Annotated in this window: 17 protein-coding genes; all 17 read left to right on the top strand. The window is 69.1% G+C overall.

What is annotated here, in order from left to right:
* Position 1 precedes the first annotated feature (1 nt).
* The 17 genes from thrB (at position 2) to C9J87_RS11080 (ending at position 15,073) form a co-directional block, all read left to right on the top strand.
* On the top strand, positions 2-901 hold the full coding sequence (gene thrB / locus C9J87_RS11160) for a homoserine kinase (RefSeq protein WP_107705556.1): 900 nt from the start codon (positions 2-4) through the stop codon (positions 899-901).
* Between the two features lie 182 nt (positions 902-1,083).
* A complete protein-coding gene (rho, locus tag C9J87_RS11155; protein ID WP_107705555.1) occupies positions 1,084-3,000 on the top strand; it encodes a transcription termination factor Rho in 1,917 nt (638 codons plus the stop codon).
* Positions 3,001-3,136: 136 nt separating this feature from the next.
* A complete protein-coding gene (gene rpmE / locus C9J87_RS11150) occupies positions 3,137-3,394 on the top strand; it encodes a 50S ribosomal protein L31 (protein ID WP_010832388.1) in 258 nt (85 codons plus the stop codon).
* Positions 3,395-3,492: 98 nt separating this feature from the next.
* Positions 3,493-4,566 carry a peptide chain release factor 1 gene (gene prfA / locus C9J87_RS11145; protein ID WP_010832389.1) on the top strand — a complete coding sequence of 358 codons (1,074 nt, stop codon included), beginning with the start codon at positions 3,493-3,495 and terminating at the stop codon, positions 4,564-4,566.
* Positions 4,567-4,576: 10 nt separating this feature from the next.
* Positions 4,577-5,440, top strand: coding sequence for a peptide chain release factor N(5)-glutamine methyltransferase (gene prmC, locus C9J87_RS11140; RefSeq protein WP_107705554.1), 864 nt, complete (start codon positions 4,577-4,579; stop codon positions 5,438-5,440).
* A 4-nt stretch (positions 5,441-5,444) separates the two neighbouring features.
* The gene (locus tag C9J87_RS11135; RefSeq protein ID WP_051204141.1) at positions 5,445-6,101 is read left to right on the top strand and encodes an L-threonylcarbamoyladenylate synthase; all 657 of its coding nucleotides are present in this window, start codon (positions 5,445-5,447) and stop codon (positions 6,099-6,101) included.
* Positions 6,101-7,246: an MraY family glycosyltransferase gene (locus tag C9J87_RS11130; RefSeq protein WP_010832392.1), complete on the top strand. Its 1,146-nt coding sequence runs from the start codon at positions 6,101-6,103 to the stop codon at positions 7,244-7,246. Before C9J87_RS11135 ends, C9J87_RS11130 begins: the two co-directional genes overlap by 1 nt.
* Before the next feature lie 92 nt (positions 7,247-7,338).
* Positions 7,339-7,782, top strand: a complete 444-nt coding sequence (locus C9J87_RS11125; RefSeq protein WP_010832393.1) for a hypothetical protein — start codon at positions 7,339-7,341, stop codon at positions 7,780-7,782.
* A 30-nt stretch (positions 7,783-7,812) separates the two neighbouring features.
* Entirely contained in the window at positions 7,813-8,094 is a 282-nt protein-coding gene (locus C9J87_RS11120) for an AtpZ/AtpI family protein (RefSeq protein WP_010832394.1), read from the top strand.
* Entirely contained in the window at positions 8,081-8,878 is a 798-nt protein-coding gene (atpB, locus tag C9J87_RS11115; RefSeq protein ID WP_232211588.1) for a F0F1 ATP synthase subunit A, read from the top strand. Before C9J87_RS11120 ends, atpB begins: the two co-directional genes overlap by 14 nt.
* A gap of 83 nt (positions 8,879-8,961) precedes the next feature.
* Entirely contained in the window at positions 8,962-9,153 is a 192-nt protein-coding gene (gene atpE, locus C9J87_RS11110) for an ATP synthase F0 subunit C (protein ID WP_166318585.1), read from the top strand.
* A gap of 29 nt (positions 9,154-9,182) precedes the next feature.
* Positions 9,183-9,740 carry a F0F1 ATP synthase subunit B gene (locus C9J87_RS11105; RefSeq protein WP_010832396.1) on the top strand — a complete coding sequence of 186 codons (558 nt, stop codon included), beginning with the start codon at positions 9,183-9,185 and terminating at the stop codon, positions 9,738-9,740.
* The gene (locus tag C9J87_RS11100; protein ID WP_010832397.1) at positions 9,740-10,555 is read left to right on the top strand and encodes a F0F1 ATP synthase subunit delta; all 816 of its coding nucleotides are present in this window, start codon (positions 9,740-9,742) and stop codon (positions 10,553-10,555) included. The genes C9J87_RS11105 and C9J87_RS11100 overlap by 1 nt, the downstream gene beginning before the upstream one ends.
* Before the next feature lie 72 nt (positions 10,556-10,627).
* The gene (atpA, locus tag C9J87_RS11095) at positions 10,628-12,271 is read left to right on the top strand and encodes a F0F1 ATP synthase subunit alpha (RefSeq protein ID WP_010832398.1); all 1,644 of its coding nucleotides are present in this window, start codon (positions 10,628-10,630) and stop codon (positions 12,269-12,271) included.
* A gap of 2 nt (positions 12,272-12,273) precedes the next feature.
* On the top strand, positions 12,274-13,206 hold the full coding sequence (locus C9J87_RS11090) for a F0F1 ATP synthase subunit gamma (protein WP_010832399.1): 933 nt from the start codon (positions 12,274-12,276) through the stop codon (positions 13,204-13,206).
* 5 nt (positions 13,207-13,211) lie between these two features.
* Positions 13,212-14,669, top strand: a complete 1,458-nt coding sequence (atpD, locus tag C9J87_RS11085) for a F0F1 ATP synthase subunit beta (RefSeq protein WP_036490456.1) — start codon at positions 13,212-13,214, stop codon at positions 14,667-14,669.
* Positions 14,669-15,073 carry a F0F1 ATP synthase subunit epsilon gene (locus tag C9J87_RS11080; RefSeq protein WP_010832401.1) on the top strand — a complete coding sequence of 135 codons (405 nt, stop codon included), beginning with the start codon at positions 14,669-14,671 and terminating at the stop codon, positions 15,071-15,073. Before atpD ends, C9J87_RS11080 begins: the two co-directional genes overlap by 1 nt.
* The last annotated feature ends 55 nt before the right edge of the window (positions 15,074-15,128 follow it).

The raw sequence follows: 15,128 nt of genomic DNA, 5'->3' as shown, positions 1-15,128 counted from the left end.
CATGGCGACCTTCGTCTCCGGCCCGGTGCGGGTCACCGTCCCGGCCACGTCGGCCAACCTCGGCCCCGGCTTCGACTCGCTCGGGCTCGCGCTCTCGCTGCGTGACTCCCTCGAGGCCGAGGTCACCGAGGGCGGCCTGCGGATCGAGGTCACCGGCGCCGGTGCCGAGGACGTGCCCCGCGACGAGTCCCACCTGGTCGTCCGGTCGATGCGCGCAGCGTTCGCCGCCATGGACGCCGAGCCGGCCGGGCTGGTCCTGCGCTGCGACAACGTCATCCCGCACGGTCGCGGCCTCGGCTCCTCGTCCGCTGCCATCGTCGGCGGGGTCACGCTGGCACGCGCGCTGGTCGCCGGGGGCCAGCTGCTGCTCGACGACGACGCGCTGTTCCGGCTGGCCGCTGACATCGAGGGCCACCCCGACAACGTCGCGCCCGCGTTCTACGGCGGGTTCGTGATCTCCGGTCGCGAGGACGACCAGTGGTATGCCGTGGCCGCCGGTGTCGACCCGCGCGTCAGCGCCGTCGTCTACGTGCCGTCCACCCCCGTCGAGACCAAGGTCGCCCGGGGGCTGCTGCCTGACGTCGTCCCGCACGCGGACGCCGCCGCCAACAGCGGCCGCGCCGCGCTGCTCGTGGCCGCCCTCGCCGGCCGGCCCGAGCACCTCCTCGCCGCCACCCGCGACTACCTCCACCAGGAGCAGCGGGAGCCGGCCATGCCCGAGTCGCTCGCGCTGGTGCACGCGCTGCGCGCCGACGGCATCGCGGCCGTGATCAGCGGCGCCGGGCCCACGGTGCTGGCGTTCGCGGGCGGCAACGGGCACGACCTGCGAGCGCGTGCGCCGCGCGGGTGGGCCTGCCACGCGCTCGACATCGAGGCCGCGGGCGTCGTCGTCGGGGAGTGACGCGAGCGCCGGTGTCACTGGTGTTAGCATCACGCTGCGCCGTACGGCGTGGGCATCCGCGGCGCTTCGCCGCACGGGTGCCACTCCATTCCTCCGGCCGTCTGGTTGCCGGATCTCTGTCCTGATGACACGCGCCGCCCACCTTCGTGGCAGCGGCGGCGCCACAACTGAGTTGGACTCACGTGACTGAATCAACTGACGCTCCCGCCTCTTCCGCTGCCAAGAAGAAGGGCGGCGGCCTCGGCTCCATGCTGCTCGCCGACCTCAAGTCGATGGCCAGCGGCATGGGTGTCTCCGGCGCCGGATCGATGAAGAAGGCCCAGCTCGTCGAGGCCATCAAGGCCGCCCAGTCGGGCCCGAGCACGACGGCTCCCAAGGTGACGACGACGGTGCGTACGCCGCGGACCGCCCCGGCTCGCGAGGCGCAGCCCGCCGAGGCGGCGCCCCAGGCGAAGGCTGAGTCCGCGCCCAAGGCCGAGGCCACGTCCGAGCCCACGTCCGAGCCCACGTCCGAGCCCAAGGCCGCTGCCCCGACGGTCGAGGTCACCAGCCGTCAGCGCAACCGCAACCGGCAGGCCGGCCAGCAGGCCACCCAGGCGGACAAGCCGGAGAAGACCGAGAAGGGCGAGCAGTCGGAGAAGTCCGGCAAGGCGGAGCAGCCCGAGCGGAAGTCCGAGCAGAAGCAGGGCGCCAAGCAGGGCAGCCAGGCGGAGAAGTCGGAGAAGCAGGCCGACAACAAGCAGGGCGAGAAGCAGGGCGAGAACAAGCAGGCCCAGAACCGCAACCAGCAGCAAGGCAACCAGCAGCAGGGCGGACAGCAGGCCAGCCAGCAGCAGCTCGACGACTTCGACGACGACGGCGAGGGCGGCAGCCGCCGCAACCGCCGCCGCCGTGGCCGTGACCGCGAGCGCCAGGCCACCCGGGTGCCGGGCGGGCGCAACGAGCCGGACACCACGGTGCTCGAGGACGACGTCCTCGTGCCGGCGGCCGGCATCCTCGACGTCCTCGACAACTACGCCTTCGTGCGCACCTCCGGCTACCTCCCCGGCACCGACGACGTCTACCTGTCGCTGTCGATGGTGCGGAAGTTCGGCCTGCGCCGCGGCGACGCCGTCGTCGGCCAGGTGCGCCAGCCCCGCGAGGGCGAGCGCAAGGAGAAGTTCAACCCGATGGTGCGCATCGACAGCGTCAACGGGACCGACCCCGAGGCCGCCCGCGAGCGGCTCGAGTTCGAGACCTTCACGCCCGTGCACCCGACCGAGCGGCTCCGTCTCGAGACCGACGCGGCCAACCTGACCGGGCGCGTCATCGACATCGCCGCCCCGATCGGCAAGGGCCAGCGCGGCCTGATCGTGGCCCCGCCGAAGTCGGGTCGCACCACCCTGCTCCAGTCGGTGGCGCAGTCGGTCTCGCGCAACAATCCCGAGGTCCACCTCATGGTGGTGCTGCTCGACGCGCGCCCCGAGGAGGTCACCGACTTCCAGCGCGCCGTCAAGGGTGAGGTCATCGCCTCGACCTTCGACCGGGCCGCCAGCGACCACACCATGCTCGCCGAGCTCGCGATCGAGCGGGCCAAGCGCCTGGTCGAGCTGGGCCACGACGTCGTCGTGCTGCTCGACTCCATGACCAGCCTGGCCCGGGCCTACAACGTGTCCGCACCGGCGACCGGCCGCACGCTGGCCGGGGGCGTCGACGCCGGCGCCGTACACCCGCCCAAGCAGCTGTTCGGCGCGGCCCGCAAGGTCGAGGGCGGCGGCTCGCTGACCGTGCTGGCGACGGTCGTCGTCGAGACCGGCTCGGCCACCGACGAGGTGATCTTCGAGGAGCTCGGCGGCACCGCCAACATGGAGCTGCGGCTGCGCCGCGAGCTGGCCGAGGCCCACACGTTCCCGGCGATCGACATCGTCGCCTCGGGCACCCGCCAGGAGGCGCTGCTGTCCAGCGAGCAGGAGGCCGGCATCGTCCAGTCGCTGCGGCGCCGGATGTCGGCGGAGCCGATCGCGTCGGTGAGCGCGGTCCTCGACCAGATCCGCAAGGCGCAGAACAACATCGAGTTCCTGACCAAGCAGCAGAAGCCGGCCGCCGGTCGCGGCAACTAGCGGCCCGCCCCGGCAGGGGAATGCACGGATTCACACCAGCGTTGCGCACAGTGGCACAATTGTGCGCTGGCTCCGGTTCACGTGGATGCACCCAAGCATCGACGACCCGGAGCATCGTTTGAAAGGACGACACCCCATGAAGAAGGACATCCACCCCGAGTACGTGGAGACCACGGTCACCTGCACCTGTGGCGCGAACTTCACGACCCGCAGCACCGCGACCTCCGGCGTCCTCAAGGCCGACGTCTGCTCGCAGTGCCACCCGTTCTACACCGGCAAGCAGAAGATCCTCGACACCGGCGGCCGCGTCGCCCGCTTCGAGGCCCGCTACGCCAAGAAGTCCGCTGACAAGGCCGAGACGGCCGAGACGGCTGAGACCGCCGAGAGCAAGTAGCTCCCTTCCAGCGCCGACCTCCCGCACTGCGCGGGCGGTCGGCGCTGTGCATTTCCCCTCCTGCTCCGCCGCGTTCCACCACCACCTGAGGAGAGCCCGTGTTCGAGGCCGTTGAAGGGCTCGTCGCCGAGCATGCCGACATCGAGAGTCGCCTCGCGGAGCCGGAGACGCACGCCGACCAGCGCCTGGCCAAGAAGCTCAACCAGCGCTACGCCGAGCTGTCGGCCATCGTCGCGACCTGGCGCCACTGGTTGCAGCTCGGTGAGGACATCGAGGCCGCTCGCGAGCTGGCCGGCGAGGACGCGAGCTTCGCGGCGGAGGCGGACCAGCTGAGCACCGAGCGGGAGAAGGCGCGCGAGCGACTGCGCCACCTGCTCGTCCCACGCGACGCCACGGACGCCAAGGACGCCATCCTCGAGGTGAAGTCGGGGGAGGGCGGCGAGGAGTCGGCCCTCTTCGCCGGCGACCTGCTGCGGATGTACACCCGCTTCGCCGAGCAGCGCGGCTGGGCGACGGAGGTGATCGACGCCACCGAGTCCGACCTGGGCGGCTACAAGTCGGTGACCGTCGCGGTGAAGGCCAGGGGCATTGCACAGCCCGGCGAGGCGCCGTACGCCCTGCTCAAGTTCGAGGGCGGCGTGCACCGCGTGCAGCGGGTGCCGGTGACCGAGTCGCAAGGACGCGTGCACACCAGCGCGGCCGGTGTCCTGGTGATGCCCGAGGCGGAGGACGTCGACGTCGAGATCCACGACGGCGACCTGCGCATCGACGTCTACCGCTCCTCGGGGCCCGGCGGCCAGAGCGTCAACACGACCGACTCGGCGGTGCGCATCACCCACGTGCCGACCGGCATCGTCGCGAGCTGCCAGAACGAGAAGAGCCAGCTGCAGAACAAGGAGTCCGCCATGCGGATCCTGCGCGCCCGGCTGCTCGCGGCCGCCCAGGAGGAGGCCGACGCCGAGGCCAGCGCCGCGCGCAAGAGCCAGATCCGCACCGTCGACCGCTCCGAACGCATCCGCACCTACAACTTCCCGGAGAACCGCATCTCCGACCACCGCACGGGCTACAAGTCCTACAACCTCGACACCGTCCTCGACGGCGAGCTCGGCCCGGTCGTGCAGTCCTGCGTCGACGCCGACCTCGCCGCACGCCTCGACGCCTTGGAATCGTGAGCAGGGAGTCGTGACGTCCGTACGCCGCCACGCGGCCCTCGCAGCGGCCGTCGACCAGCTCCGCGCCGCCGGGGTCGCGAGCCCGGAGCACGACGCCGCCGAGCTGCTCGCGCACGTGCACGGCCTCGAGCGCCGCGACCTGTTCCGGATCGACACGGTCGGCGACGACCTGGCCGCGCGCTTCGACACGCTGATCGAGCGGCGGGCCGCGCGCGAGCCGCTGCAGCACCTGACCGGCGCGGCGTTCTTCCGCCATGTCGAGCTCGCCGTCGGTCCCGGCGTCTTCGTTCCGCGACCTGAGACCGAGCTGCTGGCCGGCTGGGCGATCGAGCACGCGCGCGCCGTCGGCGACGGTGCCGGCCGGGCGCCGGTCGTCATCGACCTCTGCACCGGCTCCGGCGCGATCGCCAAGTCCGTCGCCGACGAGGTCGACGGCGCCGAGGTGCACGCGGTGGAGCTGGACGAGTCGGCCCACGGCTGGGCCGAGCGCAACCTCGCCGGCACCGGCGTCGACCTCCGCCACGGCGACATGGGCACGGCCTTCGACGACCTGGCCGGGACCGTGGACGTCGTCGTGTGCAACCCGCCGTACATCCCGCTCGAGGCGTGGGAGTCGGTCGCGGTCGAGGCGCGCGACCACGACCCCCACCTCGCGCTCTTCTCCGGCGACGACGGGCTCGACGCGATCCGCGTGCTGGCAGCGCGAGCGGCGCTCCTGCTGCGGCCCGGGGGAGTGGTCGGGGCGGAGCACGCCGACGTGCAGGGGGAGTCGGCTCCGGGCGTGTTCGCCGCGACCGGCCGCTGGGTCGAGATCGTCGACCACCGCGATCTGGCAGGTCGTCCGCGCTTCACGACGGCGCGGCTGGCACGATAGGCGGGTGCAACGCCTACCCGTGACGACCACCGACGAGCGGGAGGCCGCCATCGAGGCGGCAGCCATGGCGATCCGGCAGGGCCGATTGATCGTGCTGCCGACCGACACGGTCTACGGCATCGCCGCCGATGCCTTCTCGCCCGAGGCGGTGCAGTCGCTGCTCGCCGCGAAGGGCCGTGGCCGCGAGATGCCGCCGCCGGTCCTGGTGAGCGCCCCGACCACGCTGGACGCGCTCGCCATCGGCATCCCGGACTACGCGCGCGCCCTCGTCGAGGAGTTCTGGCCCGGTGCGCTGACCATCGTGTGCCGCCAGCAGTCCTCGCTGCAGTGGGACCTGGGGGAGACGCGCGGCACCGTCGCGGTCCGCATGCCCGACGACGAGATCGCCCTGGCCGTCCTCGAACGGACCGGCCCGCTGGCCGTCAGCTCGGCCAACCTGTCGGGGCGCCCGGCCGCGCGCACCGCCGACGAGGCGGAGTCGATGCTCGGAGCTAGCGTCGAGGTGATCGTCGACTCCGGCGCCACGCTGGGGGCGGACGCCTCGACCATCGTCGACTGCACCGGCAGCGAGGGTCGCATCCTCCGGCTCGGGGCGATCTCGCTGGACGCGCTGAACGCCGTCCTCGAGCCGCTGGGCAGCCGCATCACGGACGACGACTGATGCGCGAATACCTCCTCGTCTTCCTCGTCGCCGGCACCGTCACCTACCTCCTGACCGTCATCGCCCGCGAGATCGCCCTGCGCACCGGCGCGGTCGCCGCCGTGCGTGACCGCGACGTCCACACGGAGCCGATTCCCTACCTCGGCGGCATCGCGATGCTCGGTGGCCTCGTGGCGGCCTACTTCGTCGCCCGTGAGCTGCCGTTCCTCTCGCGCAGCGAGGGATTCGTCTTCCAGGATGCCGGGGTCGTGCTCCTCGCCGGGGCCCTCGTGTGCGCGGTCGGGGTGCTCGACGACATCTTCGACATCGACGCCCTCACCAAGCTGGGAGGCCAGGTGCTGGCTGCCTCGCTGCTGGTGGTCTTCGGGGTGCGGTTCTACTACTTCCCGGGCTTCGACGGCAGCAGCCAGTTCATCCTGGATCCGGCCCAGGGGGCGCTGCTGAGCGTCGTCGTGGTGATCGCGACGATCAACGCCGTCAACTTCGTCGACGGCCTCGACGGCCTCGCGGCCGGCGTGGTCGGGATCGGCGCCGTCGCCTTCTTCCTCTTCTGCTACTTCCTGGCCAGCGAGAACGACCTCACGCTCGCCACGACGGGGGCGTTGCTCACCGCCAGCCTGGCCGGCGCGTGCGCCGGCTTCCTGCCGCACAACTTCCACCCGGCCCGGCTCTTCATGGGCGACTCCGGCTCGATGCTGATCGGGCTGGTGCTCTCGGCCAGCGCGCTGACGGTGACGGGGCAGTTCGCCGGCAACGAGATCAGCTCCGACGGCAACAGCATCCTGGTCACGTTCCTGCCCGTGCTGCTGCCGGCCTCGCTGCTGATGGTGCCGGTCGCCGACCTGGTGCTGGCGGTCGTACGCCGTACGCGGGCCGGCAGGTCGCCGTTCGCGCCCGACAAGCAGCACCTGCACCACCGGCTGCTCGAGATCGGTCACTCCCAGCGCCGTGCCGTCTACATCATGTGGATGTGGGCCGCGCTGGTCGCCGGGGGATCGGTGCTGGTGAGCCTGCGCAGCGGGCCGTCGACCTGGGTGGGGCTGGCAGCGGCCTTCGTGCTGGCTGCAGTGATGACGTTCGTGCTCCCGATCATGCACCGACCGCACTCCGGCAAGACCGATTCGAACCAGCCGCAGACTTTGTGATAGTTTTCACGAGCGCTCGGAAGGCCCCGTAGAACAAGGGATTCAGCACTTCGACCGCATCGACCTGACCCCTCCACAGGACGGCCGCCGACATGACGACCGAGTCGAAGCAGGACACCCGCCGCGGTGCTTTCGTGCTCCTCGGTGCGGCTGGAGCGGCGTTCCTGGCGGGCCTGGTGATGGCCCTGGTCGCGTGGCTGGTCTCCGACCTGACCGCCGTCCGCAGTGTCGCGGTCAGCACCCTGCTCGTCGTGGCCGTCATCGGCTTCGGCGTCTACGTGCTCAACGTCGTCGCCTCGATCCTGCCCAGCGCGACCGTGCTGGTCGCGCTGGTGACCTACACGCTGCAGCTGGTCGTGCTCGCCGCAGTGGTGCTCACGCTCGCGCGCAACGGGATGATGGACGGCACCTTCGACCGGCGCTGGTTCGGCGGCGGCGTGGCCGTGGCCACGCTGGCGTGGATGATCGCCCAAATCGTGGCCCACGTGCGGGCGCGGATCCCCATCTACGACCTGCCAGAGGCGGGTGCGCGATGACCTCACACGCCTGCTATTGTCCGGGGCGCGATGGCTCAGCAGCAGGCCTCTTCGGAGCACTCGGACGAACCCCCATACGGCGACCCCTGGTTGGCGTTTTCCTACCTCGTCTCGGGTGCCACGATCTACGGCCTCATCGGCTGGGGTCTCGATCGATGGCTGGGCACGAAGTACCTCGTCGTCATCGGCATCCTGCTCGGTGTGGCGCTGGCGATCTACATGACTTTCGGACGGTTCGGCGGGCTTGCCTCGCGTCACGGCAAGCAGAGCGAAGGCAGGAGAGAGAATGAGCTTCCACGTGAGTCTGAGTGAGGGCGGAGAGTCCGCTGAGGGCGGTTTCCACGCCCCCGGTCCGGGCAGCTTCGAGCTCCCCCCGGTCTTCCACGTCGCCGACTTCGGCGTGACCAAGCCGATGCTGCTGCTGATCCTCTCGGCCGTGCTGATCCTGGCCTTCACGATCGCAGCATCGGGCAAGCGCCAGCTGGTCCCGGGACGCCTGCAGTTCGCCGGCGAGGCCGTCTACGGCTTCGTCCGCAACACGCTGGCGCGCGACAACATCGGCAGCGAGCACTACATGAAGTTCGTGCCCTACCTGTTCTCGCTGTTCATGTTCATCCTGGTGAACAACTACTACGGGATCATCCCGTTCCTGCAGTTCTCGAGCTTCTCGCGCATCGGCTTCGTGATCCCGCTGGCGATCATCTCCTGGTTCGTCTACATCGGCACCGGTGTCTGGAAGCACGGCCTGTTCGGCTACCTCAAGCACGCGACGATGCCCTCCGGCGTCTCCGGGCCGATCCTGCTCCTGCTGGTCCCGCTGGAGTTCTTCTCCAACATCCTCGTCCGCCCGGTCACGCTCACGCTGCGTCTGTTCGGCAACATGTTCGCCGGCCACCTGCTGCTGATCCTGTTCGCCACCGGCGGCGCCGCGCTCCTGACCAGCGGCAACCTGTTGTACGGCGGCGTGGGCATCTTGTCCTTCGCCCTCGGAATCGGCGTCAGCTTCCTGGAGATGCTCGTGATGTTCCTCCAGGCCTACGTCTTCACCCTGCTCAGCTCGATGTACATCGGGGAAGCGCTCGCAGACGAGCACTGATCCACCCCTCACAAGTTTCGCCAAACAGCGGTGCGACAAGCGCGCCGCCGACGAAAGGAAAAGCCGTGGAAGGCTCTATCAACATGATCGGCCTCGGCCTCTCCGCCATCGGTCCCGGTGTCGGTATCGGCCTGATCTTCGCCGCGTTCATCAGTGGCGTTGCCCGTCAGCCCGAGGCTCAGAGCCGCCTGCAGTCGATCGCCATCCTTGGCTTCGTCCTTGCTGAGGCGCTCTTCATCATCACCGTCGCGCTCGCGTTCGTCCTGCCCATCTGACGACCGTCCCGGCATTAGGGAGATCACCTGTGAACACCGCTATCCAAGCGGCCGAAGAGGCCCACAATCCTCTCGTACCGGTCGTTTCGGAGATCGTGCTGGCGCTCATCGTCTTCGCGATCTTGTTCTTCGCGATCAAGAAGTTCGTCGTGCCGAACTTCGAGAAGACCTTCGCCGAGCGCACGCAGGCGATCGAGGGCGGCCTGAGCGCTGCTGAATCCAAGCAGGCTGAGGCCGACGCCAAGCTCGCCGAGCTCGAGAAGCAGCTGGCCGACGCCCGGCACGAGGCTGCGCGCATCCGTGAGGAAGCGCGTGAGCAGGGCGCCCAGATCGTCTCCGAGATGCGCGAGTCGGCCCAGGCCGAAGCCACGCGCATCGTCGAGCACGGCAAGACGCAGATCGAGGCGGAGCGCCAGCAGGCGGTCACCTCCCTGCGTGCCGAGGTCGGCACCCTCGCCACCGGTCTGGCCGGTCGGATCGTCGGCGAGAGCCTGGACGACGAGGCTCGCCAGAGCCGCGTGGTCGAGCGCTTCCTCGCCGAGCTCGAGAGCGACGGCTCGACCACCACCGGGAGCGGGGTCAACTGATGACCATCGCCCTGCGTGGAGCATCTGCCGACGCCCTGGCCGCGCTCACCAGCGAGCTGGAGAGCAAGCTGGGCGGAGGCGCGGACGCGAGCCGCATCGGCGACGACCTGTTCACGGTGTCGACGCTGCTGCGGTCCGAGCCCGGCCTGCGTCGGGTGGCGACGGACGTGTCCGTCGACGCCACGGCAAAGGCAGGGCTGGTCACCGAGATCTTCGGTGGCAAGCTCGACCAGGTCTCCTTGGACATCCTCGCGTCGGCCGTCGGTCGTCGCTGGACCGTCTCGCGCAACCTCGGCGATGTGTTGGAGCACCTCAGTGAGGTGGCGATCGTCCGGTCCGCCGGCGACGACTCGGCCCGCCTCGCGGACGAGCTGCACTCCTACGCCCAGGCGGTCAACGACAACCCGTCGCTGCGCGACGCGCTGTCCGACCCCGCCCGGTCCCTCGACGACAAGGCCACGCTGGTGCGCGGCCTCCTCGAGGGCAAGGCGCTGCCGGCAACGGTGACGCTGGCCCTCCAGGCGCTCCTGGGCACCTACCGCACCGTGGCCGTGGCCCTGAAGAACTACCAGCAGGTGGCAGCCCAGGTGCACGGCGAGCGCGTTGCCACCGTGCGGGTCGCCCACCCGCTGGCCGATGCCGAGAAGCAGCGGCTCAGCGACGCACTGTCGCGCCAGTACGACCGGCCGATCCACCTCAACGAGGTCATCGACCCGGGCGTCATCGGCGGCATTCGCGTCGAGATCGGTGACGACGTGATCGACGGCACCGTGGCCAGCCGCATCGACGACGCCGGCCGCAAGCTGGCCGGCTGATTCGGCCATGACCCAGCGCCCCCAGACAACAGTTACTTTCGAGCAGCAGCAGATGAAGACGAGGAAGAGGAAATGACGGAGCTTTCGATTCGTCCGGACGAGATCCGGGACGCGCTTCAGCGTTTCGTGTCCGACTACAAGCCCGAGGCGGCCAGCAAGGAAGAGGTCGGCACGGTTGCTGAGGCAGCCGACGGCATCGCCCGCGTCAGCGGCCTGCCCTCGGTCATGGCCAACGAGCTGCTCGAGTTCGAGGACGGCACCCTCGGCATTGCGCTGAACCTCGACACCCGCGAGATCGGCGTCGTGGTCCTCGGTGACTTCGACAAGATCGAGGAAGGCCAGTCGGTTCGCCGTACCGGCGAGATCCTCTCGGTCCCCGTCGGTGACGGCTACCTCGGACGCGTGGTCGACCCGCTCGGCACCGCGATCGACGGCCTCGGCGAGATCACGCCCCTCGAGGGCCGCCGCGCGCTGGAGCTCCAGGCTCCCGGCGTGATGGTGCGCAAGTCGGTGCACGAGCCGCTCGCCACCGGCATCAAGGCGATCGACGCCCTGACGCCGATCGGCCGCGGCCAGCGCCAGCTGATCATCGGTGACCGCTCCACCGGCAAGACCACGATCGCGATCGACACGATCATCAACCAGAAGGCCAACTGGGAGTCCGGCGACCCGGACAAGCAGGTTCGCTGCATCTACGTCGCCATCGGTCAGAAGGGCTCGACCATCGCCGCCGTGCGTGGCGCCCTGGAAGAGGCCGGCGCGCTCGAGTACACGACCATCGTCGCGTCTCCCGCGTCCGACTCGGCCGGCTTCAAGTACCTCGCCCCCTACACCGGCTCGGCCATCGGCCAGCACTGGATGTACGACGGCAAGCACGTCCTCATCGTGTTCGATGACCTCACCAAGCAGGCCGAGGCCTACCGCGCCGTGTCGCTGCTGCTGCGTCGTCCGCCGGGCCGTGAGGCCTACCCGGGTGACGTGTTCTACCTGCACAGCCGTCTGCTCGAGCGCTGCGCGAAGCTGTCCGACGAGATGGGCAAGGGCTCGATGACGGGTCTGCCGATCATTGAGACGAAGGCCAACGACGTCTCGGCGTTCATCCCGACCAACGTCATCTCGATCACCGACGGTCAGATCTTCCTGCAGTCCGACCTCTTCGCCGCCAACCAGCGCCCCGCCATCGACGTGGGTGTCTCGGTCTCGCGCGTGGGTGGTTCGGCCATGACGAAGGCGATGAAGACCGTCACGGGTTCGCTCAAGGTTGACCTGGCGCAGTTCCGCGCCATGGAGGCCTTCGCGATGTTCGCCTCCGACCTCGACGCCGCCTCGCGCCAGCAGCTCGACCGTGGCCAGCGCCTGATGGCGCTGCTGAAGCAGCCGCAGTACTCGCCGTACCCCGTCGAGGAGATGACCGTCTCCTTGTGGACCGGCACCTCGGGTCGCCTCGACAAGGTCCCGACGGACGACGTCCTGCGCTTCGAGAACGAGTTCCTGGACTACCTGCGTCGCGGCCACGCCGGCATCCTTGCGGGCATCCGCGAGACGTCGAAGTTCGAGGACTCCACCGAGTCCGAGCTCATCAAGGCGTACGACTCCTTCCTCGACCAGTTCGAGACCTCTGACGGCCAGAGCATCAAGGCCGGCAAGGAAGAGCACGTCGCTCTCGAGGACACGGACGTCGAGCAGGAGCAGATCGTCAAGCAGAAGCGGAGCTGACGATGGCTCTCTCGGTACGCGAGTACCGCGCGCGGATCAAGTCGACGGAGTCGATGAAGAAGATCACGCGTGCCATGGAGCTCATCGCCGCGTCCCGCATCATCAAGGCGCAGCAGCGGGCCCAGGCGGCCGCACCGTACGCGCGTGAACTCACGCGTGCGGTCTCGGCCGTGGCGACCTTCTCCAACGTCGACCACGCACTGACGGTCGAGCCCGTGGACCCGAAGAAGGCGGCGATCCTGATCGTCACCTCCGACCGTGGTCTGGCGGGTGCCTACTCCTCGAGCGTGCTCAAGGAGGCCGAGCGCCTCATCGAGAAGCTCAAGGGCGAGGGCAAGACGGCTGACATCTACGTCACCGGCCGCAAGGGCGAGGGCTACTTCAGGTTCCGTCAGCGCCCCATCGTGCAGGCATGGACCGGCTTCAGCGACCAGCCGACCTACGACGTCGCTCGCGACATCGGGGAGACGCTGATCTCGGCGTTCCTCAATGAGACGGGCGTGACGGCGGAGGACGGCACCGCGCCGGGTGTCGACGAGGTCCACGTGGTCTACACGCGGTTCCGCTCGATGCTGCTCCAGGAGCCCACCGCTGTGCGGCTGCTGCCCCTGGAGGTCGTGGAAGGTGAGGAGAAGCCCTCCGAGGAGGACCTGCTCCCGCTCTACGAGTTCGAGCCCTCCCCGAGTGAGGTCCTCGACTCGCTGCTGCCGCGCTACGTCCAGAGCCGGATCTTCTTCGCCCTCCTGCAGGCCGCCGCTTCCGAGCTGGCAGCCCGGCAGAAGGCGATGAAGTCCGCGACGGACAACGCCGACGAGCTCATCAAGAAGTACAAGCGCATTGCCAACCAGGCACGCCAGGCTGGCATTACCCAGGAAATCAGCGAGATTGTCGGCGGCGTGAACGCCCTTGCCGACGCCCAAGCCGGGAGTGAGTGAAAGACATGACTGCCACCATCAACGAGTCCGCAGAGACCAAGTCTGCAGGCGGCGTGGGCCGCATCGCCCGCGTCATCGGCCCGGTCGTGGACATCGAGTTCCCGTCCGACGCGATGCCCCCCATCTACAACGCCCTCACCTGCGAGTTCGAGCTGGAGGGTGAGACCAAGAAGATCATCCTCGAGGTCGCCCAGCACATCGGTGACGGCATGGTCCGCGCCATCTCGATGAAGCCGACCGACGGCCTGGTCCGTGGCGGCCAGATCGTCGACACCGGTGAGTCCATCACCGTGCCCGTGGGTGACGTCACCCTCGGCAAGGTCTTCAACACGACCGGTGACTGCCTGAACCTCGAAGAGGGCGAGACCCTCGACGTCCAGGAGCGGTGGGGCATCCACCGCAAGGCGCCGAAGTTCGACCAGCTGGAGTCCAAGACCCAGATGTTCGAGACCGGCATCAAGGTCATCGACCTGCTCACCCCCTACGTCACGGGTGGAAAGATCGGCCTGTTCGGTGGTGCCGGTGTCGGCAAGACCGTCCTCATCCAGGAGATGATCGCGCGCGTCGCCAAGAACCACGGTGGTGTGTCGGTGTTCGCCGGTGTCGGCGAGCGCACCCGTGAGGGCAACGACCTCATCGTCGAGATGCAGGAGGCCGGCGTCTTCGACAAGGTCGCCCTGGTCTTCGGTCAGATGGACGAGCCGCCGGGCACGCGTCTTCGCGTCGCCCTGTCCGCGCTGACCATGGCGGAGTACTTCCGCGATGTGCAGAACCAGGACGTGCTGCTCTTCATCGACAACATCTTCCGCTTCACGCAGGCCGGTTCCGAGGTCTCCACGCTGCTCGGCCGCATGCCGTCCGCCGTGGGTTACCAGCCCAACCTGGCCGACGAGATGGGTCAGCTGCAGGAGCGCATCACCTCGACGCGTGGTCGCTCGATCACCTCGCTGCAGGCGATCTACGTCCCCGCCGACGACTACACCGACCCGGCGCCGGCGACCACCTTCGCGCACCTCGACGCCACCACCGAGCTGTCGCGTGAGATCGCGTCGCTCGGTATCTACCCGGCCGTGGACCCGCTGACCTCGACGTCGCGGATCCTCGACCCGCAGTACATCGGTGCCGAGCACTACAACTGCGCGGTTCGCGTCAAGCAGATCCTGCAGCGCAACAAGGAGCTCCAGGACATCATCGCGATCCTCGGTGTCGACGAGCTGTCCGAGGAGGACAAGGTCATCGTCACCCGGGCCCGCCGGATCCAGCGCTTCCTCTCGCAGAACACCTACGTTGCCAAGCAGTTCACCGGCATCGAGGGCTCGACGGTTCCCGTTGCGGAGACCATCGAGGCGTTCAACAAGATCTGCGACGGCGAGTACGACCACGTCGCCGAGCAGGCGTTCTTCATGTGCGGTGGCCTCGACGACGTCGAGCGCAAGTGGGCCGAGATCCAGAAGAGCCTCTGATGGCTGGCACCTCTGGCTCGACCCTCCAGGTGGAGCTCGTCGCAGCGGACCGGCTCGTCTGGTCCGGTACGGCGAGCCGCGTGATCGCTCGTACGACCGAAGGCGACGTCGGCATCCTGCCGGGGCACGCGCCGATCCTCTCGGTGATCATCGAGGGTGTCGTCGACGTGCTGACCGAGGAGGGCGAGACCTGGGTCGCGGCCGTGGACGCGGGTTTCCTGTCCGTCGCCAACGACCGCGTCTCGATCCTGTCCGAGCACGCTGAGATGTCGCACGAGATCGACCTCGAGAAGGCCCGTCAGGACCTCGAACGGGCCAAGGCCTCGGGCGAGAACAACGACGATGCCGAAGAAGCCGTACGCCGCGCCGAGGCGCGGATCCGTGCCGTGGAACGGGCTTCCTGACCACCTGCACACACAGCCCGATAGGGTGAGCGCACGAACCTCCTGGGTTCGTGCG

It is taken from the genome of Nocardioides allogilvus, assembly GCF_003047285.1.
In the GTDB taxonomy this organism is placed as follows: Bacteria; Actinomycetota; Actinomycetes; order Propionibacteriales; family Nocardioidaceae; genus Nocardioides; species Nocardioides allogilvus.
The sequence above is the reverse complement of the archived record's forward strand: the minus strand, read 5'-3'. Positions and strand labels throughout refer to the sequence as shown.